At 62.1% G+C, this 20518-nt stretch carries 24 protein-coding genes, 1 tRNA gene and 1 pseudogene; 17 read left to right on the top strand and 9 right to left on the bottom strand.

Features of this window, described 5'->3' with window-relative positions:
• Positions 1-6 precede the first annotated feature (6 nt).
• Complete coding sequence (locus tag NCS28_RS05230; RefSeq protein ID WP_250512790.1) at positions 7-249, bottom strand: hypothetical protein; 243 nt, start codon at positions 247-249, stop codon at positions 7-9.
• An 85-nt stretch (positions 250-334) separates the two neighbouring features.
• On the opposite strand from NCS28_RS05230, the gene NCS28_RS05225 reads away from it, so the two are divergent.
• A complete protein-coding gene (locus NCS28_RS05225; RefSeq protein ID WP_250512789.1) occupies positions 335-559 on the top strand; it encodes a hypothetical protein in 225 nt (74 codons plus the stop codon).
• Between the two features lie 63 nt (positions 560-622).
• Here NCS28_RS05225 and NCS28_RS05220 read toward each other — a convergent pair whose 3' ends face one another.
• Both NCS28_RS05220 and NCS28_RS05215 read right to left on the bottom strand, forming a co-directional pair.
• Entirely contained in the window at positions 623-1357 is a 735-nt protein-coding gene (locus NCS28_RS05220) for a DUF2968 domain-containing protein (RefSeq protein WP_250512788.1), read from the bottom strand.
• A 293-nt stretch (positions 1358-1650) separates the two neighbouring features.
• On the bottom strand, positions 1651-2223 hold the full coding sequence (locus tag NCS28_RS05215; RefSeq protein WP_250512787.1) for a hypothetical protein: 573 nt from the start codon (positions 2221-2223) through the stop codon (positions 1651-1653).
• Positions 2224-2464: 241 nt separating this feature from the next.
• On the opposite strand from NCS28_RS05215, the gene NCS28_RS05210 reads away from it, so the two are divergent.
• From NCS28_RS05210 to NCS28_RS05195, 4 genes are all read left to right on the top strand, one after another.
• A complete protein-coding gene (locus NCS28_RS05210) occupies positions 2465-2740 on the top strand; it encodes a hypothetical protein (RefSeq protein ID WP_250512786.1) in 276 nt (91 codons plus the stop codon).
• Positions 2741-3119: 379 nt separating this feature from the next.
• Positions 3120-3470, top strand: a complete 351-nt coding sequence (locus NCS28_RS05205; protein WP_250512785.1) for an esterase-like activity of phytase family protein — start codon at positions 3120-3122, stop codon at positions 3468-3470.
• A 64-nt stretch (positions 3471-3534) separates the two neighbouring features.
• On the top strand, positions 3535-3846 hold the full coding sequence (locus NCS28_RS05200) for a hypothetical protein (protein WP_250512784.1): 312 nt from the start codon (positions 3535-3537) through the stop codon (positions 3844-3846).
• A 102-nt stretch (positions 3847-3948) separates the two neighbouring features.
• On the top strand, positions 3949-4386 hold the full coding sequence (locus tag NCS28_RS05195; protein WP_250512783.1) for a hypothetical protein: 438 nt from the start codon (positions 3949-3951) through the stop codon (positions 4384-4386).
• A gap of 11 nt (positions 4387-4397) precedes the next feature.
• Here the strand turns inward: NCS28_RS05195 and NCS28_RS05190 are convergent.
• Positions 4398-5624, bottom strand: a pseudogene (locus NCS28_RS05190) (inorganic phosphate transporter); the annotation flags it as partial.
• Between the two features lie 334 nt (positions 5625-5958).
• Between NCS28_RS05190 and NCS28_RS05185 the strand changes: the two are divergent.
• The 4 genes from NCS28_RS05185 to NCS28_RS05170 all read left to right on the top strand — a co-directional run bounded on the left by NCS28_RS05185 (position 5959) and on the right by NCS28_RS05170 (position 8075).
• Positions 5959-6888, top strand: a complete 930-nt coding sequence (locus NCS28_RS05185; protein WP_250512782.1) for a CHAD domain-containing protein — start codon at positions 5959-5961, stop codon at positions 6886-6888.
• Positions 6889-7039: 151 nt separating this feature from the next.
• Entirely contained in the window at positions 7040-7180 is a 141-nt protein-coding gene (locus tag NCS28_RS05180; RefSeq protein WP_250512781.1) for a hypothetical protein, read from the top strand.
• 119 nt (positions 7181-7299) lie between these two features.
• Complete coding sequence (locus tag NCS28_RS05175; RefSeq protein WP_250512780.1) at positions 7300-7677, top strand: hypothetical protein; 378 nt, start codon at positions 7300-7302, stop codon at positions 7675-7677.
• A 245-nt stretch (positions 7678-7922) separates the two neighbouring features.
• Entirely contained in the window at positions 7923-8075 is a 153-nt protein-coding gene (locus NCS28_RS05170) for a hypothetical protein (protein ID WP_250512779.1), read from the top strand.
• Between the two features lie 496 nt (positions 8076-8571).
• Here NCS28_RS05170 and NCS28_RS05165 read toward each other — a convergent pair.
• The 4 genes from NCS28_RS05165 to acs form a co-directional block, all read right to left on the bottom strand.
• Positions 8572-8661: transfer RNA gene (locus NCS28_RS05165), tRNA-Ser, on the bottom strand.
• A 43-nt stretch (positions 8662-8704) separates the two neighbouring features.
• The gene (locus NCS28_RS05160) at positions 8705-10729 is read right to left on the bottom strand and encodes a sodium:solute symporter family protein (RefSeq protein ID WP_250512778.1); all 2025 of its coding nucleotides are present in this window, start codon (positions 10727-10729) and stop codon (positions 8705-8707) included.
• On the bottom strand, positions 10726-11052 hold the full coding sequence (locus tag NCS28_RS05155; protein WP_250512777.1) for a DUF4212 domain-containing protein: 327 nt from the start codon (positions 11050-11052) through the stop codon (positions 10726-10728). The genes NCS28_RS05160 and NCS28_RS05155 overlap by 4 nt, the downstream gene beginning before the upstream one ends.
• Before the next feature lie 73 nt (positions 11053-11125).
• Positions 11126-13108: an acetate--CoA ligase gene (gene acs / locus NCS28_RS05150; protein ID WP_250512776.1), complete on the bottom strand. Its 1983-nt coding sequence runs from the start codon at positions 13106-13108 to the stop codon at positions 11126-11128.
• 331 nt (positions 13109-13439) lie between these two features.
• On the opposite strand from acs, the gene NCS28_RS05145 reads away from it, so the two are divergent.
• A complete protein-coding gene (locus NCS28_RS05145; RefSeq protein ID WP_250512775.1) occupies positions 13440-14339 on the top strand; it encodes a DMT family transporter in 900 nt (299 codons plus the stop codon).
• Between the two features lie 62 nt (positions 14340-14401).
• On the opposite strand, the gene NCS28_RS05140 is transcribed toward NCS28_RS05145, so the two are convergent.
• Entirely contained in the window at positions 14402-14608 is a 207-nt protein-coding gene (locus tag NCS28_RS05140) for a hypothetical protein (protein ID WP_250513074.1), read from the bottom strand.
• On the opposite strand from NCS28_RS05140, the gene NCS28_RS05135 reads away from it, so the two are divergent.
• From NCS28_RS05135 to NCS28_RS05105, 7 genes are all read left to right on the top strand, one after another.
• Positions 14532-15119 (top strand): TIGR00645 family protein, encoded by a 588-nt coding sequence (locus tag NCS28_RS05135; RefSeq protein WP_250512774.1) that lies wholly within the window; start codon positions 14532-14534, stop codon positions 15117-15119. The two genes, NCS28_RS05140 and NCS28_RS05135, sit on opposite strands and share 77 nt — an antisense overlap.
• Before the next feature lie 49 nt (positions 15120-15168).
• Complete coding sequence (locus NCS28_RS05130; protein ID WP_250512773.1) at positions 15169-16692, top strand: fumarate hydratase; 1524 nt, start codon at positions 15169-15171, stop codon at positions 16690-16692.
• 203 nt (positions 16693-16895) lie between these two features.
• Positions 16896-17372, top strand: a complete 477-nt coding sequence (bfr, locus tag NCS28_RS05125) for a bacterioferritin (protein ID WP_250512772.1) — start codon at positions 16896-16898, stop codon at positions 17370-17372.
• Between the two features lie 4 nt (positions 17373-17376).
• Positions 17377-18258, top strand: coding sequence for a glutamate racemase (murI, locus tag NCS28_RS05120; RefSeq protein ID WP_250512771.1), 882 nt, complete (start codon positions 17377-17379; stop codon positions 18256-18258).
• Positions 18259-18434: 176 nt separating this feature from the next.
• The gene (locus tag NCS28_RS05115) at positions 18435-18671 is read left to right on the top strand and encodes a (2Fe-2S)-binding protein (protein WP_250512770.1); all 237 of its coding nucleotides are present in this window, start codon (positions 18435-18437) and stop codon (positions 18669-18671) included.
• 328 nt (positions 18672-18999) lie between these two features.
• Positions 19000-19731 (top strand): energy transducer TonB, encoded by a 732-nt coding sequence (locus tag NCS28_RS05110; RefSeq protein ID WP_250512769.1) that lies wholly within the window; start codon positions 19000-19002, stop codon positions 19729-19731.
• A gap of 29 nt (positions 19732-19760) precedes the next feature.
• Positions 19761-20507 (top strand): MotA/TolQ/ExbB proton channel family protein, encoded by a 747-nt coding sequence (locus tag NCS28_RS05105; protein WP_250512768.1) that lies wholly within the window; start codon positions 19761-19763, stop codon positions 20505-20507.
• The last annotated feature ends 11 nt before the right edge of the window (positions 20508-20518 follow it).

Here is a 20518-nt window from a genome sequence, read left to right as displayed (position 1 = left end):
GCTCGCTCAGTCGCGCGGGCGCTCGCCGACTTGGATGTCGGTGTTTTCCGTCTCGTCCATCAGCGCGCGCAGGACGTCGCCCGCGAAATCTTCGATGGCGAAGTGCCATTCGAGCGAACCGACCGGGAAGTCGTTGGGACTGCACTTGCCCTGCGCACGTCGAATCGCACCCACGGAAAGGCTCAGCGCGCGTGCGTGCTGAAAGTGTGGATCGTCCGAGTCGAGGAACGGGAATTGATCTTTATCCATGACACCCTTAACGGTCCCGGCCGGCGAAACTTTAGGCCAGCCTCGAACGCGCAATCGTTTGCGTTCGTTCGAACTTGAAGACACCATGCAACCCTATCGAAATCTTGCCGGCAATTCGGGCGTCGAAGCATTCGACATCCTGCGCGACGGCATCAAGGTGCGCTTCGTCAGCGGCGGGACATACTTGTATGACTATCGCGTGCCCGGTCGCGCGCGCGTCGAGGAAATGAAGCAGCTCGCCCGCGCCGGACGCGGGCTCAGCACATATATTGCGAAGTTCGGTGCGGAGTATGCCGAAAGAATCGACTAGCTGCACGAAGGGGCGATTCTACGCGAGATCGGAAAGTTTTCTTCCGACGAATTCCTTGCGCGGTCATCGCTTGGGCGGCAGAAACGGCACGCTCTCATTGACGGTTACATTGAGCTGATGACGTTGGCGCTGCAGCTTGTTGAGTTGCGCCTGCGCGGCGACGCGCCGCCCTTCCAGTTGCGCAAGCGCCTTGCGGACTTCCTGTTGCTTCAGCGCGACTTCCTGATCCTGCTCGCTGCCTCGACTCAGATCGACACGCACGCGTTCGATCTGCGCCTCTGACTCTGCTATGAGACGCGAGAACTGTTCGTTCTGCGCTTCGAGATGCGCGCGCCGCATTTCGGCGTCGGCGAGGCGCATTGCCTGTTCGACGAAATGCCGGAACGCCGGCTCGGCTGCATCGATGTCGCCGGCTTTGAGCACGCGCCAGATGGCGCCCTCGTGGTACAGCACGGCGTAATAGATCAGCTCATGCGGATAGAACAGCAAACTCGTGGAATAACCGAAGCTCTGAAACGTGCGAAACGTGGAAAGCGAGCCTTGTTGAACGAGCCATTCGACCTCGGCAAGCTGCGCGGCTTGCAACGTCTTGACGGTTTGCTGAACCGGCACCGTTGCGGGACGCAACGGCGTCACCCGTGTCGAGGACGCGACTGCCGGGATATCGTCTTCCTCGAGCACGTCTTCCGCCTTGATTTCAGGCGAGGGGAAACGGACGGGACTGTGCGCTTTCTGGCGCACGAGAAACGATGGTGCATTGTCGAGCAAGCTCCCTCTTCTGCTCAGCAGACTTTTCACGATGGCTCCTTGACAGATCCTTTTTCAGGACCAGCCGTCACGCAGTGGCGTTGGCGGAAAACAGGACCGCAACATGCGTTATTCGAATTTCCTGAATGCAGCGCTCGATTATTCTGCATGACGAACGACGTCCATTGGCTCTGGATTAATAAGCTGTCGAATCAAGTATAGGCGAGACGTTCGACGATTCAAACGAAGCGAAAAGACGCCGATGCGGTATGCGGATTCAACGAAAAATACGGCATAAAAAATAACTCGACGGAATCAGCAAGCGCCGAATAAAGCGTCGAGCATCACGAATGGCGATAAAACGCTTGCGTGCCGCTCATTCTCATCTTTGCGATCTGGGCGGAGCGCGCTTTCGACATCAGCGCGACCATGCGCATGATTCTGATGCCCTGTACGCCGGTCCCGATTCCTGGCGTATTGGCGACGCGCGATTCGAGCGAGCCCATCACCCCGTGCAGATTGGCGATCGGCAAAGGCGCGAGCGGCCTCGCAGCGACGAACGGCGTGGACGCCGGGGCACGCGGGACTTCAGGCTCTTGTCGTCGATCGTCGGCGAAGAATTCGGAAAGGACGACGGGCGTTTCGAAAGACCGCTTCCCTTCGTCGCGATCCTGAAAAAATCCGTGAATCGATTCGAGATGCTGAACGGGCGCTTGCTCGGCCCGCCGCGCAATTGCCGCGCAGCGTTGCAGTTTCCAGTTTTCCCGCTGGCTGACCGACGCGATCAAACCCGCGATATGCGTGCGCAACTCCGCTTCACGACGCGCAATCAACGTTCGCACCATCTGCGCTTCTTCACCCGGCTCTTCGGGCAAACGATCGCGCCATTCCAATAAATCGTTTAATGTGATCGACATGACATACTCCGCGGCGTCCAGCCCTTTGAGTCGGATTCAGTTGGTTCGAGATTGTTTGGATCGCGAATTGTAATAGACCCGCGCCCTTGATCGCTCATCGAATATGCTATCCGTTTATCGGGCATTTATCGTCGCTTCAGATATAAATAAGGACAATCCTAATCCCGATCCAATGCGGCACGTTCGATGCTGACATCCATGTAAGCGGCGCAACCGGCGCCCGCCCCTCAAGGAGACGGACATGAGAACCACCACGATGATTGCTGGCGCGCTCCTCGCGCTCGCCAGCACTGCCGCGCTTTCGCAGGAAATGTCGCGCGATCAGATGATGCAGCGTCAGCAGCAAATGCAACCGGGCAAAAGTGATTCGATGCCGGCCCCGCGCACGGGCGACGCGTCGCAGGGCGGCGTGCAGTCGGGCTCGTCCGGCAGCGGCACGCTGATGCAGCAACGCGAGCAAGGCATGTCGCCGAATCAGGCGCAGGGTTCTCAGTCGACCGGGACGATGAAGCAATAAGGCGCGCACGCTTTCGTCCACGACGCCGGCCACGGGCCGGCGTTTTTGCGGGTTCATGCAATCGCTATCGCCAGTCGATAGTTCACTTCCTGAGTCATACAAACGTCACCCGCCGCTCGTAACAACGTGCGGGACGATTCGAAGCGGGCAGGAAGCGAAATTAAGCTTGCGCGAATGCATCGTTAGCGCCTCATCGCAGCGCGCGCCGCATCGGTCCGTTCATTCGTGCAGTTGAGCGGCAACGCCGTCGATCGTCCGAAAGCGACGGCCGCTCCGCTCAAAACGGCGCGCCAGGCAATCTGCTCGGCGGCATCGGATCGGGCCTCCCGTATGCGGGCTGAGATACATCGCCCTGCACGGCGATACGCTCTTCGGCGTGATGCAAAGCCCGCTTCCGCAGGACGGCGGCGCAAACGGCGGTTACACGCGCATACTGCGCAGCAATCTGCGCACGCAAGGCGACGCAATATGCGTATCCGTTCACGAGCATGGGCACGGCCAGTTCGCCGGCTATCCGACCATCAGCGATAACGTCGCCGTGAACGATCACGAGCTTCTGCTCGACGAACGCGAGGGCAAGGGCTTCGGCGACGATCCGACCGCGAAGATCAAGCGCGTGTATCGCGTCGATATCGCCGTCGCGCAGGACGGAGCCAGACGAGCGGCGAAAACGGCCTTGCGCCCTACGCGCTCACGAAGACGCTGTTTCTCGATGTCGTCTGCGTGTTGAACGCGCACGGCATCGCATCGACGGATATTCCCGCCAAGCTCGAAAGCCTCGCGTTCGGCTGGACGTGCGCATCGGCGCGCTCAAGCACACGCTTTTCATCGAGAACGACAACGACTTCGTCGGCACCGTGACGGACACGAATCACCCGAACGGCATCGACAATCCGAATCAGTTCTTCGTGTTCGCGATCGACGCCGCCGATCTGCCGGGCTATGTCGCGCAACCTCTGCCCGGCGCGCCGGGCTGTGACGACAAGCCTTGCCGGTTCGATCGGAACAATGGTGATCGCGACGGTCACGGCAAGCAGCGCGGCTTGTCCACAGTTTCGGTGGACAAGCGTGTAGATAACTCTTGCGGCGCGCGGACATCGCGTTGATGTGACGGGCATTTCCACGCGCGTTCAGGAAACGCGCGCATGCGGCACGCGCACACATAAACCGTATATACTGTTTTCTCCACACACGTCAGGAGAGAACGGATGAGCACACCGCAAGTCAAGGCGCCGAGCAGGAAGGCGATCGATACCCCGAAGAGCGCCGCTGACAAGACGGAGGCCAAGGCGGTCAAGAAGACGCAAACCAAGGCGGCCGCGACGCCGAAAGCAGCAAAGAAACCAGCCGCGAAGGCACCTTCCACCGCAACGAAAAAGACCGTCGATACCCAGCCCAAGTCCGACGCAAAAACCAGACGCGTGAAGAAAGAAAAAGTCGTGCGCGACAGCTTCACCATGCCCAAGTCGGACTACGCGAAGATCGCCACGCTCAAGGAAAAATGCCAGAAGAATGGCGTGCGCGTAAAGAAGAGCGAACTTCTGCGCGCCGCGCTCGCGATGCTCGAGGCCGCGCCCGATAAGCGTCTCGTCGAAGCGATCAAGGCGCTCGAAACAGTCAAGACGGGCCGCCCCGCGAACGCCTGAACTTCGCCCGCTCAGACGAGTTTTCGGAAGGCCCAGTACAGGCCGGCTGCCAGGACAATCGAGGCCGGCAGCGTCAACACCCACGCGAGCACGAGGCTGCGCACGGTATTCCATTGCAGCCCCGACCCGTTTGGCGCCATCGTCCCCGCGACGCCCGAGGACAGCACATGCGTCGTCGAGACCGGTAAGCCGCAGGCATCCGCCGCGCCGATGGTCAGCATCGCGACCATCTCGGCCGAAGCGCCCTGCCCGTACGCGAGATGCTGCTTGCCGATCTTCTCGCCCACGGTGACGACGATGCGTTTGCAGCCGACCATCGTGCCGAGACCAAGCGCGATCGCCACCGCGACCTTCACCCACGCCGGAATGAACTTCGTCGCTTAATCGAGTTGCTGCTTGCAGTTGTCGATCACGGCGCGGTCCGCGGGCGCGAACGCGGGCATGTTCGCCTTCTTCATCAGGCGGATTGCTTGGGAAACGAGGTACATGTTGTTGCGCACATAGCTGGCGGGCGCACATAGGCCTGCGTGTCCGCGCGCGCATCGGTGGAAGGCGCGGCGTCATTCAGATACTTCGCGAAGTTCTGCGTCTCAGAAGGACTCACCGCCTTGTTGAGCGCTTAAGCCGTCGGCACCGTGTCGATCAGAATCAGCATGATGAGGCCCATGCCCTTTTGCCCGTCGTTCGAGCCGTGCGCGAACGACACACGCGTGCAGGTCAGAATCAGCAGCGAGCGAATCCAGAATGGCGGCGGGTGATTCTTCTTCGGCTCCTTGTAGAGCGCCGGCACGCGCACGAGCGCCTTCAGCACAAGCAGCAAGAGCGCCGCGCAGATGAAGCCGACGATCGGCGAAAACAGCAGCAACTTGCCGACGCCCGCGACATGCGACCAGTCGACGCCGCTCGTGCCGTTCGGCCCGCGCAGCAACTGATTCGTTGATCCCACGCCGATGATCGAGCCGATCAGCGTATGCGAGCTCGACGACGGCAAGCCGAAGTACCACGTCGCGAGATTCCATATGATCGCGGCGATGCAGCGCGAAGACCATCGCGAACCCCGCGCTGCTGCCGACCTGGAGAATCAGTTCGACGGGCAACAGTTGCAGGATGCCGAGCGCGACCGCGCCGCTCGACACGAGCACACCGATGAAATTCCACGTGCCTGACCAGACGACCGCGACGTTCGGCGCCTGCGAGTGCGTATAGATGACGGCCGCGACTGCGTTGGCGGTGTCGTGACGCCGATCAGAAATTAAGGGAGTGCGGAACTCAGTCGGACGGACTCGAGATCGATCGCCAGCTGCAATCCGGCATAACCGACGCCGCCATGATTCGTCGACCTTGCCGACGGTGAATCTTTTGTGTCAACTGTTCGCGTAAGACTTTCATGACGCCCGGCGGGGAACCGCGCGGTGGACGTGAGAACGATTTCACTGAAGATTGCCGGCCCTGTCATTCGCGTGACATTCAGCAAGTCTATGTTTCCGGCCAGCACCCCTATTGGACCATCGGCGCACCGAACGCAAAAGCAATAAAAAGAAGCGTCGTGCGAACCACGTGCATACCGAGACGATGACGCTGAACTTCGATCCAGGGCTTGCCCGAAAGAGCCTCGGCAGTTCGCTCACCGCGTACGCCGCCCCGCCGCGCGCGCGTGACTTTTCCTTGCGCGACCAACCCGTCGCCGACGCTTTCATCATGCTGACCGCACCGCTCGCGAGCGAAGCGTTCGAGCAAACGGAACTGATGGCCGAGCGCGCCGACATCGAATCGCTCGAACGGCTGCGCTCGACGCTGAGCCGATTGCGCGCGATATGGTGGGCGTTCGAGCCGCTGCTCGACGAGAAGGAGACGCGCCTGGTTCGCAAGCGTTTCAAGCGTCTCGCGGACATCGCCGGCGAGCCGCATGAACTCGATGCAGCGTGCGATCTGCTCTCACATGCCGACCAGCATTGCACGCGCCTCGGGGCGGTCGTGCGCACGCTGCGGCTGGAGCGGCGCGACGCATCGGCGATGAGCTGCGTGACGCTGCGCAAAGCCCACGTCGATGTGCTGCTGCGTCGCGCGCTCGCCGATGCGCGGCGACGTCTCGAAGCGCGCGGCGAGGATCGCACGCTGGAGGAATTTGCGCGCCGGCGTGTCGCGCTTGCCGACGACATGCTCAGCAAGCGGGAACATCGGGCATCGAAGATGAAGCGTGTGGACGCGAAGACTTTGCGCAGCATCGAAGAAGCGGCGACGAAACTGCAGTGCCTGCTCGAGTTGTTCGCGCCGGTGCTCGAACGCGGGCATCGGCATACGATGACGCATCTGCTCGCGGCGCGGGCCGCGCTCGTGCGACTCCACGACGTGCTCGTAAGCGAGGCAGCGTTGCGGCGGATCGCGCCGGCGCTGAACGACAAGAACGCCGTTGACGAAGCGGCGCGCTGGCTCGACAAGACCGCCCGCGACGAATCGCGCGCGGCGCTCGCGCGGCTGCGCTCGCTGTCTCATTTCGCCTGAGGCGCGCCCCTACTTTTGTCCATCTCCGGCCAGCGGCTCTGCTCGCTGCGTCGGGCGGGTTTCGCGGCTAGCGATGCTAGGACATCTTGAACGTATGGTGTCCGCTCACGGCGACGCCTTCCGTCATCGATACCCGCAAAGGAGCTTCGCCATGTACTTCGGGACACTCGTCACCCGGGCGCGCGACGATCAGGAAGACGCGACTTGGCAGCGCGACATGGATGCCTCGCGCGTCGTTACGCCGGGCCGCTGGGACGCCTTCTGGCGCACCTTCCTGCGACTCTTTTCGTGAGCGAACGATTCCGAAAGTAAAGGATCGTCGCGCGCCCGGGTAATAGGATTCGTCCGAACGTTTTTTGCGGCTGAAGCCGATTAAATGCAGCCCTTCCGTTCTTATACGAGGCTCACAAAATGAAGGAACTGCAGATTTCCGTTGACGCGAACGGCTACGCGACGCTCTCGCAATCGGTGCAGGTCAGCGAACATTGCGCCAACCGCGCGCGCCTGCTTAGGTCGCTCGTGAACATCGTTGCGGCGCCGGGCGGTTTCGAGCAGTTTTGCGCATATTCCGAATCGATGCGTCGCGACATGCTGAATCTGATGCGTTCGGTCGCGGAGGAGCAGTTGCCGCTCATCGCCGCGCTCGAGGAACACGCAACGAGATCAGGCTATGAGCGAGGCGCTCAGGCTGCACGCGAAGTTTTGATTCACGAGGAACACGCGGCAAATTCGGCCTTGCACTACGACGCGGAAAATCAGACTGCACAGATGATCATCACGTCGCACTGAGCTTTCATTCCGCTCGCGTCTGGCCACGGGCGCGAGCGAGATCGATGCGATGCCCCGTGCCTCATGCTGCGCACTTCATTCGCGGCGAAGCAGAACGCAGGTCGCCCCTGGCATCGCTTCGTGGCGTTCTAACGTTCCAGAACTTCCTCACAACCATGCGAACACTCAGCCTCATCTTGATATCGGTCGCCGTTGCGCTCTTTTCGAGCGCCGCACCTGCCAGCGCGAGATACACCGAGCACTGGATGTCGAGCGCGGAGATAGCGGGCGGTCAGCCAAAATCTGCTGCATCGCAGAAGAAAAAAGCGGCGGCGCGCAAGGCGTCTGTTCAGACCGCGGTCACCACAACGGACGATGATCCGATCGCGGCGTTCGCTCGGAAAGGCGTGCGTCGCTGAAATCGTCCGCGCATAACGCGATTAATCTGATTCCTTTCTTGCCGCCATCGACTATCCTTCTGAATGTCGTAAGAGGTGGGTTGCATGGGCCGCTGCGCCCTGCCATGTGCGAGAGTCAATCGAGCATTATTAGAGGCACAGCCATACCGGCGCCCACTACTCTTACGACATCTTTTCAGCCTGTCTCTTCTTTCCCCGATCCCCTTCGTAGATGCGCGTGCTCGCCTCGCTAATCATCACGCGCATTGGAATTTTATGTAGCTATCCGAATCGTTTGATGACCGGATTCGTCATCGATGAACCGCGTCCGCGGTTGCGGCGAAGCGTTAAGAAGATGATGAAAGTACGCGGGGTTCCAGGCTGGAACAAAGGGCGAACATCGAAACAGCGACGTCTGGTGTTTCGTGTCCGTAAGCGCTCCGTGTCTGGTCGGCTTTGCTGACATCAACTGTTAGCGCGCATAAAAAAGCCCTTGAAGATCAAGGGCTTGAGATTCTGGCGGAGAGAGGGGGATTCGAACCCCCGATAGGTTTTACCCTATACACGCTTTCCAGGCGTGCGACTTAAACCACTCATCCATCTCTCCGGAAGACCGCGATTATACCAACTTCCCGCGCGTGCGCCAGTCCCTACGGATGGCGAATGTAATCGACCAGAGCGCGCGTGTACGCATCCGGCTTGCGATCCAGAAGGCTTACCACGATCGCCACCGCGAATCCCGCCGGCACGCCGAACACGCCCGAGCTGATCGGCTCGATGCCGAACCAGCGCGGCCCCGCGAAGCCCGTCAGTTGCACGAAGAACGGATACGTCGACACGATGTAGTACACGCACACGACGAGCCCCGCGATCATCCCCGCGACGACGCCGCGCTGTGTCGTCCGCTTCCAGAACACGCCGAGCACGAGCGCCGGAAAAAGACTCGACGCTGCAAGAGAAAACGCCGCGCCGACGAGAAACAGAATGTTTCCCGCATTGAGCGACGCCACATACGATGCCAGCAAAGCCACGCCGAGCAGCAGAATCTTGGAGATCGTCACGCGCCGCTGGCTGGTTGCGCGGCGATCGACCATGCAGTAGTAAACGTCGTGCGACAGCGCATTGGCGATCGTCAGCAGCAAGCCGTCCGCCGTCGAGAGCGCAGCCGCCAGCGCGCCCGCCGCGATCAGGCCGGAGATCACATACGGTAATCCGGCGATTTCGGGCGCCGCGAGCACCACCATGTCCGGCTGCATCTGGATGCCGGCCCAGCGCACGATGCCGTCGCCGTTCACATCGCTGATACGGATCAGATACGGCTCCACGCGCCGCCACTGCGTGACCCACTGCGGCAGATCCGCGAAGCGATGACCGACGAGTCCCGTCAATATTTCGTGCTTGATGAGCACGGCGAGCACCGGCACCGTCAAGTAGAAGAGCGCGACGAAGAACAGCGTCCACCCGACCGAACGCCGCGCGGACGATACCGACGTCGTCGTGTTGTAGCGCGTGAGGATATGCGGCAAGCTCGCCGTGCCGATCGACAGACACAAGAGCAGCGACAGGAAGTTCACCTGATGCACGCGCGGACTTTCATCGCCGGAAGAGCCGGGCGCGAACGCCTCGGTCATCGGCACGGGCGCGGCGACACGCTCGATCAGGGCGTCGCGTTCGCGCGTCCATTTAGCTTGCGCATCGGCGGGATCGCGCGGAAAGGCCGCGAGTTCGCGTTCGCGCTCATTGATTTCGCGCAGCGGGCCGTTGTGCCGGCGCAGATCGGCGATCTCCGCGACGAGCCGCGCATGCTCCTCGTGGAACGACTGCGGCAACGCATCGATGCGCTGCTGGATCCGCGCTGCCTGACGCTGAAAATCGGCGCGTCCGCGCGCTTCATCGGGTGAAACGGCGACGGCGCGCTCGAGCGCTTCGACGCGCTCCATCACGCGCCCATAGTTGAATTGCGGAAACCAGCCGAGCCCTTCGCGATGCGCGATCATCGACACGGGAATCAACATCGCGCTGATGAGGATGATGTATTGCGCGACCTGCGTCCACGTCACCGCGCGCATGCCGCCGAGAAACGAGCACACGAGAATGCCCGCGAGGCCGCAGAAGATGCCGATCGAAAATTCGATGCCGATGAAGCGCGACGCGATCAAACCGATGCCCTGGATCTGCGCGACCAGGTACACGAACGAACAGAGGATCGCTGCGACGGCCGCGAGCGCCCGCACCAGATTGCTGGAGAAGCGCGTGCCGAGAAAATCGGGAATCGTGTAGCGCGCGAGCTTGCGCACGTACGGCGCGAGCAGGAAAGCGACGAGGCAGTAGCCGCCCGTCCAGCCCATCACGTAGGCGAGGCCATCGTAGCCGCTCGAGTAGATCGAACCCGCGAGGCCGATGAACGACGCCGCCGACAACCAGTCCGCTGCCGTCGCCATGCCGTTGAACGCGGACGGCACGCGCCGCCCCGCCACGTAGTATTCGACGAGATCGGACGTGCGCGACAAAAGACCGATCACCGCATACACCGCGATCGGCACGAACAGGAACACGTAGCCGATCCATGTGCCCGGCCCCGTCGTGCGCTCGATGCGCTCCATCAGGAAAATGAAAAGCAGGAAGCCGAGCGTATAGAGCGCGTAGGAAAGAATCAGCCGATGCGTGAGCTTCATGCCGCGTCGCCCTGTTCCGATCGGGCGGCGCGCAAAAGACGCGCATCGGCGAATTGCATCAGCACGATATAGACGAAGATCAGCGCGACATAGACGAGGATCGCGCCCTGCGCGCCGAAGTAGAACGGCAGCGGAAAGCCTGCGACGCGCACGTGCGCAAAGCGTTGCGCGAAAAGCGGCAGGCCGAACGAGACGACGAAGCCGATCGTCATCAGCACGACGATCAGCGCGACGTTGAAGCGCCAGTAGCGTCGATGCGCGCGCGCCATCGCCGCCGATACGGGCGGCGGCGAGGCGGGTGTCGGGCTGGAGAAATCGGACATGCGGCTTTTTAACAAAACCGCATGGCGTCGGCAATAAGGATCGACCGCGCCCGCGGCGGCGGGCGGCGCGAGATCAGCGCGCTTCGCCGAGCTGGTCGAGGATGGCGGGGTTTTCCAGCGTGGACACGTCCTGCGTGATTTCCTCACCCTTCGCGAGCGAGCGCAACAGACGCCGCATGATCTTGCCCGAGCGCGTCTTCGGCAGATTCTCGCCGAAGCGGATGTCCTTCGGCTTTGCGATCGGGCCGATTTCCTTGCCGACCCAGTTGCGCAGTTCGGTCGCGATCTGCTTGGCTTCGTCACCTTCCGGACGCGTGCGCTTGAGCACGACGAACGCGACCACGGCTTCGCCCGTCGTGTCGTCCGGCCGGCCGACGACCGCCGCTTCCGCGACCATCGGATTGGCGACCAGCGCCGACTCGATTTCCATCGTGCCGAGACGGTGGCCGGAGACGTTCAGCACGTCGTCGATGCGGCCCATGATCGTGAAGTAGCCGGTCTCCTTGTCGCGCACCGCGCCGTCGCCGGCCAGATACAGCTTGCCGCCGAGTTCCTCGGGAAAGTAACTCGTCTGATAGCGCTTCGGATCGCCCCACACGGTGCGCAACATCGACGGCCACGGACGCTTCACGACCAGAATGCCGCCCTGCCCGTTTGGCACGTCCTGGCCGGTTTCATCGACGATCGCGGCCATGATGCCCGGCAGCGGCAGCGTGCACGAACCCGGCACGAGCGGCGTCGCGCCCGGCAGCGGCGTGATCATGTGGCCGCCGGTTTCGGTCTGCCACCACGTATCGACGATCGGGCATTGACCCTTGCCGACGTTCTCGTGATACCACATCCACGCTTCCGGATTGATCGGCTCGCCGACGGTGCCGAGAATGCGCAGCGTCGACAGGTCGAAGCTCTTCGGATGCACCTTCGCGTCCGCTTCCGACGCCTTGATGAGCGAGCGGATGGCCGTGGGCGCCGTGTAGAAGATCGTGACCTTGTGGCGCGCGATCATCTCCCAGAAACGGCCCGCGTGCGGATACGTGGGCACGCCTTCGAACATCACCTGCGTCGCGCCGATCGCGAGCGGCCCATACGCGATGTAGCTATGCCCCGTGATCCAGCCGATGTCCGCCGTACACCAGAAGATGTCGCCCGGCTTCATGTCGAAGGTCCACTTCATCGTCTGCGCGGCCCACAGCAGGATGCCCGCCGTGCTGTGCTGCACGCCCTTGGGCTTGCCCGTCGAACCCGACGTATAGAGGATGAAGAGCGGATGCTCCGCGCTCACCCACTCCGGCTCGCACGTCGCCGGTTCGTTCTCGACCATTTCGTGCAGCCATACGTCGCGGCCTTCGCTCCATGCGACCTTGCCGCCCGTGCGCCGATACACGATGACGTTCTTCACTTTCTCGCAGCCGCCGGCGGCGAGCGCTTCATCGGCGATGCTCTTGAGTGGCAGCGCCTTGCCGCCGCGCATCTGCTCGTCGGCGGTGATGAGCGCGACCGCGCCGACATCGACGAGACGTTCATTGAGCGACTTCGACGAGAAGCCGCCGAACACGACCGAATGCGTCGCGCCGATGCGCACGCACGCCTGCATCGCAACCACGCCTTCCACCGACATCGGCAGATAGATCACGACGCGGTCGCCTTTCTTCACGCCGCGTTTCTTGAGCGCGTTCGCCAGGCGGCAGACGCGCTCGAGCAGGTCCTGATAGGTGACATTGGTGACGGTGCCGTCGTCGGCTTCGAAGATGATCGCGTTCTCGTTGCCGCGCCCCGCTTCGACGTGACGGTCCAGACAGTTGTACGACGCGTTGAGTTCGCCGTCCTCGAACCACGTATAGAACGGCGCTTTCGATTCATCCAGCACTTTGGTGAACGGCTTGTGCCAGGTGAGCGTCTCGCGTGCGACGCGCGCCCAGAAGCCTTCGTAGTCCTGCTCTGCTTCCGCTACAAGCGCCTTGTAGGCGTCCATGCCGGAGATTGCCGCACCCGCGGTCGCCTTGGCAGACGGCGGGAACACACGTTTTTCCTGAAGAACCGATTCGATCGCAGACATCGACAACCTCTCCTGATGGTGTTTCCAAAATCCGGCGGCGCGCGCATCGCTGAATGGGTTGCGTGCGCCGCATGTTTATGAGGTTCGAACCAGGATGCGCGCGGCGTTCCCGTGTCCGACCTTGTCTCCTTGAACCGTGCCGGGCGGCACGAAAAGCATGTCGGGGCACATTCGTCCGCCCACGACATCCTGCATTGAATTCAAGATAAGCCGTTCAACTTACCCGCTTCTTACGTGGCCGGCCCAACGGGCACGGGGTATACACGGAGTCCGCGCGGCTTCTACAATGCCTCCCCACAATCGTAACTGAACTACCCGCGCGGTATCCAGCTTGAATCGCTACGCCCTCTTACTCATCGGCGCCATGCTGCTCGTCGGAAGCAACGTCGGCATCGGCAAGTCGATCGTCGCTTCCGTTCCCGTTGCGCTCTTCGCGCTGCTGCGCTTCGTGATCGCGCTCGCGGTGCTCTGGCCGCTTCTGCGCTGGTCTAAGATGAAGCGCGTCGCGCGCGGCGAATGGGTCAATCTGTTCCTGCAGGCGTTCTTCGGCACATTCGGTTTCACGCTGCTGATGCTCAACGGGGTCGCGCGCACGAGCGCGGTCGCGGCGGGCGTCATCACGAGCACGATCCCGGCCGTGGTCGCGCTCTTTGCGTGGATCTTCCTCAAAGAGAAACCGGGCGGCCGCGCATTCATATCGATTGGACTGGCGATCGCGGGCGTGCTCGTCATCAACGTCGCCCAAGCCGGCGACGCGGGCGCGAGCTCGTTGCCCGGCAATCTGATGGTGCTCGGCGCGGTGTGCTGCGAATCGCTTTACGTGATCCTGTCGCGCCGTCTCACGCAGACGCTGCCCGCCATCGACATCTGCGCGTATACGCATGCCATCGGTCTGCTGCTGATGTTGCCCATCGGGGCGACTTCGCTCGCGCATTTCGACTGGACCGGCGTCGCCTGGGATACATGGGCGCTCGTCTTATGGTATGGACTCTCCGCCAGCATTTTTTCGTTCTGGCTGTGGATGAAAGGCATCCGCCACGTCGACGGCAGTCTCGCCGGCGTGTTCTGCGCGGTCCTGCCGGTCGCGGCGGCGCTCTACGGCATCGCTTTCCTCGACGAACGGCCGACGCTCGCGCACGGCGTTGCGCTCGCGTGCGTCGTGACGGGCATCGCGCTGGCGAGTCTCAAAACGCGCGCCGCCGGTTCCGTGCCGCGGGAAACACGCGTTTAGGAACGGCTCGGCCGTTCATCGGCGGATTCCGAAGGCTTTCGGCAGGCGCCGGCGACGAAGCGCTACAATAGCGGGCTTCCCGACACCGCAATTGCGCTCAAAGCGCGCGTTTGCCGGCGCATCGTACGTTTTTGTTCGTCATATTCGCCCGTCATCATTCCGGTCCGACCCGCCTCGACTGAAAAGCCGCCCATGTCCGCTCCCAAGCATTCTCCCGCCTCGCCCTCACAGCCCGGCTCGATGAAACTGCTGCCGAAAGTCATCTTCATGAGCCGCTGGCTCCAGGTGCCGCTTTATCTGGGCCTGATCGTCGCGCAAGGCGTCTACGTCGTGTTGTTCCTGAAGGAAGTGTGGCACCTCGTCACGCACGCGATGACGCTCGACGAAACCAACATCATGCTCGTCGTGCTCGGGCTGATCGACGTGGTCATGATCTCGAATCTGCTCATCATGGTGATCGTCGGCGGGTATGAAACCTTCGTGTCGCGCTTAGGCGTGGAAGGCCATCCCGACGAGCCCGAGTGGCTCGATCACGTCAACGCGGGCGTGCTGAAGGTGAAGCTGTCGATGGCGCTCATCAGCATCTCGTCGATCCACCTGCTGAAAACCTTCATCAACCCCGACCAGCACACGTTCCACACGGTGCTGTGGCAAGTGATCATCCACGTCGCGTTCCTGGTTTCCGCACTCATCATGGCGTATGTCGACCGGTTGACCACGCATACGCATCCGCGCCATTTTCACAGCGAGACGGTCGCGCCCCGAAGCGCGCTCGACTGAAGCGTCCGATAGAACGCAAGCAAAAATTTCGTCCCCCAGAGCCCAAGCCATGACAGTCATCAAGCAGGAAGACCTGATTCAGAGCATCGCCGATTCGCTGCAATACATCAGCTACTACCATCCGCTCGACTATATTCAGGCGCTCGGCCGCGCCTACGAGCTGGAAGAGAGCCCCGCCGCGAAAGACGCAATCGCGCAGATCCTGACCAACAGCCGCATGTGCGCCGAAGGCAAGCGCCCGATCTGCCAGGACACGGGCATCGTCACGGTGTTCGTGAAGGTCGGCATGGACGTGCGCTGGGACGGTGCGACGATGTCGGTCACCGACATGATCAACGAAGGCGTGCGCCGCGGTTACCTGAATCCGGACAACGTGCTGCGCGCATCGATCGTGAGTCCGCCCGAAGGCGGCCGCAAGAACACGAAGGACAATACGCCGGCCGTGATCCACTACGAGATCGTGCCGGGCGACAAGGTCGACGTGCAAGTCGCGGCCAAGGGCGGCGGCTCGGAAAACAAGTCGAAATTCGCGATGCTGAATCCGTCGGATTCGATCGTCGACTGGATCCTGAAGACCGTGCCGACGATGGGCGCGGGCTGGTGCCCGCCGGGGATGCTCGGCATCGGCATCGGCGGCACGGCCGAAAAGGCGATGGTCATGGCGAAGGAATCGCTGATGGACCCGATCGACATTCAGGACGTCATCGCGCGCGGACCGAAGGACTGGATCGAAGAGCTGCGCGTGGAGCTGCACGAGAAAGTGAACGCGCTCGGCATCGGCGCGCAAGGTCTCGGCGGCCTCGCGACCGTGCTCGACGTGAAGATCATGGCCGCGCCGACGCATGCGGCGTCGAAGCCGGTCGCGATCATTCCGAACTGCGCGGCCACGCGCCACGCGCACTTCACGCTCGACGGCACGGGCGCGGCGAAGCTCGAAGCGCCGCCGCTCGACGCATGGCCGAAGGTCACCTGGGCACCGAACACGGAAACCAGCAAGCGCATCGACCTGAACACGCTGACGCCGGAAGAAGTCGCATCGTGGAAGCCGGGCCAGACGCTGCTCCTCTCGGGCAAGATGCTGACGGGCCGCGACGCCGCGCACAAGCGCATCGCCGACATGCTCGCCAAGGGCGAAAAGCTGCCCGTGGATTTCACGAACCGCGTGATCTATTACGTCGGCCCGGTCGATCCGGTGCGTGACGAAGCCGTTGGCCCGGCGGGCCCGACCACGGCGACGCGCATGGACAAGTTCACCGAGATGATGCTCGCGCAAACCGGCTTGATCTCGATGATCGGCAAGGCCGAGCGCGGCCCGGTCGCGATCGAGGCGATCAAGAAGCACAATGCCGCGTACCTGATGGCCGTCGGCGGCGCGGCGTACCTCGTGTCGAAGGCGATCCGCGAGGCGAAGGTGCTCGCGTTCGAAGATCTCGGCATGGAAGCGATCTACGAATTCGACGTGCAGGACATGCCGGTGACGGTCGCCGTCGATTCGAACGGCACGTCGGTTCACAAGACCGGTCCCGCGGAATGGCAGGCGAAGATCGGCAAGATTCCGGTCGCGACGGCTTGATCGTCAATTAATGGCGGCTTATTACCGCTAGAAGGAAAAGAGCCGGGCAATCCGCCCGGCTCTTTTCTTTTGAACGGCGCCAGTCGAGAAAGGTTTTCATTCTCAGTTTTGTCTGAAACAAAAAATTTCTACTCAACCTTGGCATTGTCACGCTCAAGGTTTATCTTTTCAAAAGCCCCACGTTAAGAACAGGAAACGAAATCATGCAAGGCGACGCAAAAGTCATCGAATATCTGAACGCGCAGTTGAAGAACGAACTGACCGCGATCAATCAATACTTCCTGCACGCCCGGATGTATCAGCACTGGGGCCTCGAGAAGCTCAACAAGCACGAATACGACGAGTCGATCGGCGAGATGAAGCATGCCGACTGGCTGATCCAGCGCGTGTTCATGCTCGACGGTCTGCCGAATCTGCAAGATTTGCACAAGCTGCTGATCGGTGAAGAGACTAAGGAAATCCTCGAATGCGATCTGAAGCTCGAGCAGATTTCGCAGTCGACGTGCAAGGAAGCCATCGCGTATTGCGAGTCCGTGCGCGATTTCGTCTCGCGCGAAATCTTCGAACGCATCCTGCACGACACCGAAGAGCATATCGACTGGCTGGAAACGCAACTCGATCTGATCGACAAGGTCGGCATCCAGAACTACCAGCAAACCATGATGGGCGATCACGAGTAATCGAATGTCCGGTGGATTGCCCTTGCCGAAGCCGAACGAGCATGCCGCGTCCGACGCGAGTGCGCCGGTCGGCATTTTCGATTCCGGTCTCGGCGGACTGTCGGTGTTGCGCGCCATCCGCGCGACGCTGCCGCACGAACGTCTGATCTACGTCGCCGATTCGCGTCACGCGCCCTACGGCGAGCGCGACGACGATTTCATCGTCGACCGGGCGATGGCGATCGGCGAGTGGCTCGTCGGGCAAGGCGCGAAGGCGCTCGTCGTCGCTTGCAACACGGCCACCGCCCAGTCGATCGCGCTCGTTCGCGAACGCCTGGCAATTCCGCTCGTCGGCGTCGAGCCGGGCGTGAAGCCCGCGGCGGCGGTGTCGAAATCGCGCGTGGTCGGCGTCCTCGCCACGGCCGTCACGTTGCGCTCCGCGCGCTTTCAGTCGCTGCTCGACCGTTATGCGGGCGATTGCCGGTTCATCTGTCAGGCGGGACACGGGCTGGTGCAGGCGGTCGAACGTTGCGATACGTCGTCGCCGGCGCTGATGGCGCTGCTCGAAAGCTATCTCGCGCCCATGCTCGACGCAGGCGCGGACACACTCGTGCTCGGCTGCACGCATTACCCTTTTCTCGATCGCGCGATTCGTGAGATCGCCGGTGAGCGGCTGCACATAATCGATACGAGCGTGGCCATCGCGCGGCAACTCGATCGTCTGCTGGACGCACACGCGCAAAAGAACCTCACCGCGCCACCGGACACCCTGCCGCGCTTCTATTCCACCGCCGACGGCGAATCGCAGCGCCAACTTGCCGCCGCCCTGCTTCAGCTCGACGCGAAAGTCGAGCACGTCGACATCCCTTCGCGCCGAACGCGCCTCGCTGAACCCGACATCGTCTGAGGGTTTCTTTCCTGGCGTGTCGGCTGCTATTACGCGCTTTCGCCCGCCCAATAAGGCTCCTAGCAATAAACCCGCTAACTTGCTCCCTCTGTTACAAAAAACACTGAGGCCCGCTTGCAAAGCCGTCCATATTGAATGATAATAATTCGCATTAACGCAAGCTATCGCGAACGATCATGATTGTCTGTGTCTGCAAATCAGTGTCCGACCGGAAGATTCGAGCCGCCATCGCGGAAGGACTGGACTCTTTCGACGAACTGCAATTCGAGCTCGGCGTGGCGCTGTGCTGCGGCAAATGCGAGCCGAGCGTTCGCGACGTGATGGCAGAAAGCGGCGTGTGCGCGTCGCGCTGCGGTGTCGAGCAGCGCGAGCACGTTGCGCCGCTCACGTTCTACGAGCGCCAGGCCGCCTGAAGCGTCCCGCGCGACCGTGGTCGCGCTCAAAACCGACAGCGCCCGATGATGTCCGCTCGCGCCGTTCGGTCTTATTCTCGCCTCCAGCAAGCCAGGTTACCTTCGAACTCCCGGTCACTTTTAGCCAGTCGTGCAACCCTTTACCCCTTGGAGGGAAAGATGGAACTGCTGATCGGCTTCGTGGCCACCCTGTTTATTTCCCTGCTTATTTTCCGAAAATGACGCCGTCTGGTTTCTTCCGCGCCGTGCCCGCGCAGTCGTTGGACCTCGAGTTGGAAGGCAGCGTTATCAGCCGGCATTCACGCAGTATTGCAAGCAGCCAATAACAATGCAGTCCCCGACCACTACTCCCGCCGCCTTTCAGACGGCGCCAGCCGCAAACGCCAATCCGCGCGTGATCGCGGCGTGCGCGGCTGTCGTCGTCATTCATGCCGCGCTTCTGGGCGTCGCGCTGACGATGCACCACGAGCCGCTGCCGCGCCCGATCGAGGCCAAATCGATCACCGCGCAACTGATCAGCGAAACGCCGCAGCCCGCGCCGCAGCCGGTCGCGGTCGAAACGCCTCCGCCGCCCAAGCCGGTGCCGCAACCCGTCCCGAAGCCGCAGCCCAAGCCGAAGGTCAAACCGAAAATCGAGCCGAAGCCCACGCCGATGCCGGTCACCGAGGCGCCGTCGCAAATTGCCGCGCCCGCGCCCGAACCCACGCCGCCCGCTCCGCCGCAACCCGCGCCGCCGCCCGCCGCGCCGGCCATCGGCAAACCTAGCATGGATCTCGCCGCGCCGAAGAACGTCGCGCACCTCAGCTGTAATATCGCGCAGCCAGACTATCCGTCGATGTCCCGGCGGCGCGGCGAAACCGGCACGGCCGTCGTCCGTCTGACGGTGGGACTGTCGGGCAAGATCGAAAACGTGACGCTGCAAAAGAGCAGCGGATCGTCGCGGCTCGATGACGCCGCGCTCGATGCGGTACGCGGCAGCGCGTGCAGCCCGTACAAGGAAAATGGCGAAGCGATTCGCGCGACCGCCACGGTGCCATTCGTTTTCAGTCTGAACGACTGACCGATTTTTTTAGATACAAGGAAAGAGAAATGGAAAACTACGGGATTGCGCACGTCTGGGCGCAAGGCGATTTCGTGACGCGGGGCATCGCGCTCGCGCTCGTCATCATGTCTGTGCTTTCGTGGACGGTGATCGTCGTGAAGGCATGGAATGTCGTGCGCCTGAAGCGCCTCACCAAGAATGCCGAACAAGCCTTCTGGCATTCCGACGACTTCAACGACGGCATCAAGAAGCTCGGCGGCCAGTCGTCGAGCCCCGCGGACAACCCGTTCCTCGCGCTCGCGCTCGCCGGACAGGAAGCCGCCGACCATCATCATCAGACGCAGCCGCATCTGCACGACCGCATGGACGTGTCGGACTGGATCACGCGCTGCCTCAAGGACGTGATGGACGAAGGCGTTGGCCGCATGCAGTCGGGTCTCGCGGTTCTCGCGTCGATCGGCTCCACGTCGCCGTTCGTCGGCCTGTTCGGCACGGTCTGGGGTATCTATCACGCGCTGCTGACCATCGGCGCGACGGGCCAGACGTCGATCGATCAGGTCGCGGGTCCGGTCGGCGAATCGCTCATCATGACCGCATTCGGCCTCTTCGTCGCGATTCCGGCGGTGCTCGGCTACAACGCCCTCACCCGCGCGAACAAGGGCATCGTCACGAAGCTGAACCGCTTCGCGCACGGCCTGCACGCATTCTTCGTCACAGGCTCGAAGCTCTCGTCGACCAAGCGCGCGACGAACGCCTCGACCGACAGCCTGCGTCTCGCGACGCGCGCGTCGTAAGCCCGGGAGAC

Origin of the sequence: Caballeronia sp. INDeC2 (assembly GCF_023631325.1) — a bacterium.
Lineage (GTDB): Bacteria > Pseudomonadota > Gammaproteobacteria > Burkholderiales > Burkholderiaceae > Caballeronia.
Note: the sequence above shows the minus strand (reverse complement) of the source record. Positions and strands in the feature narration are given on the sequence as shown.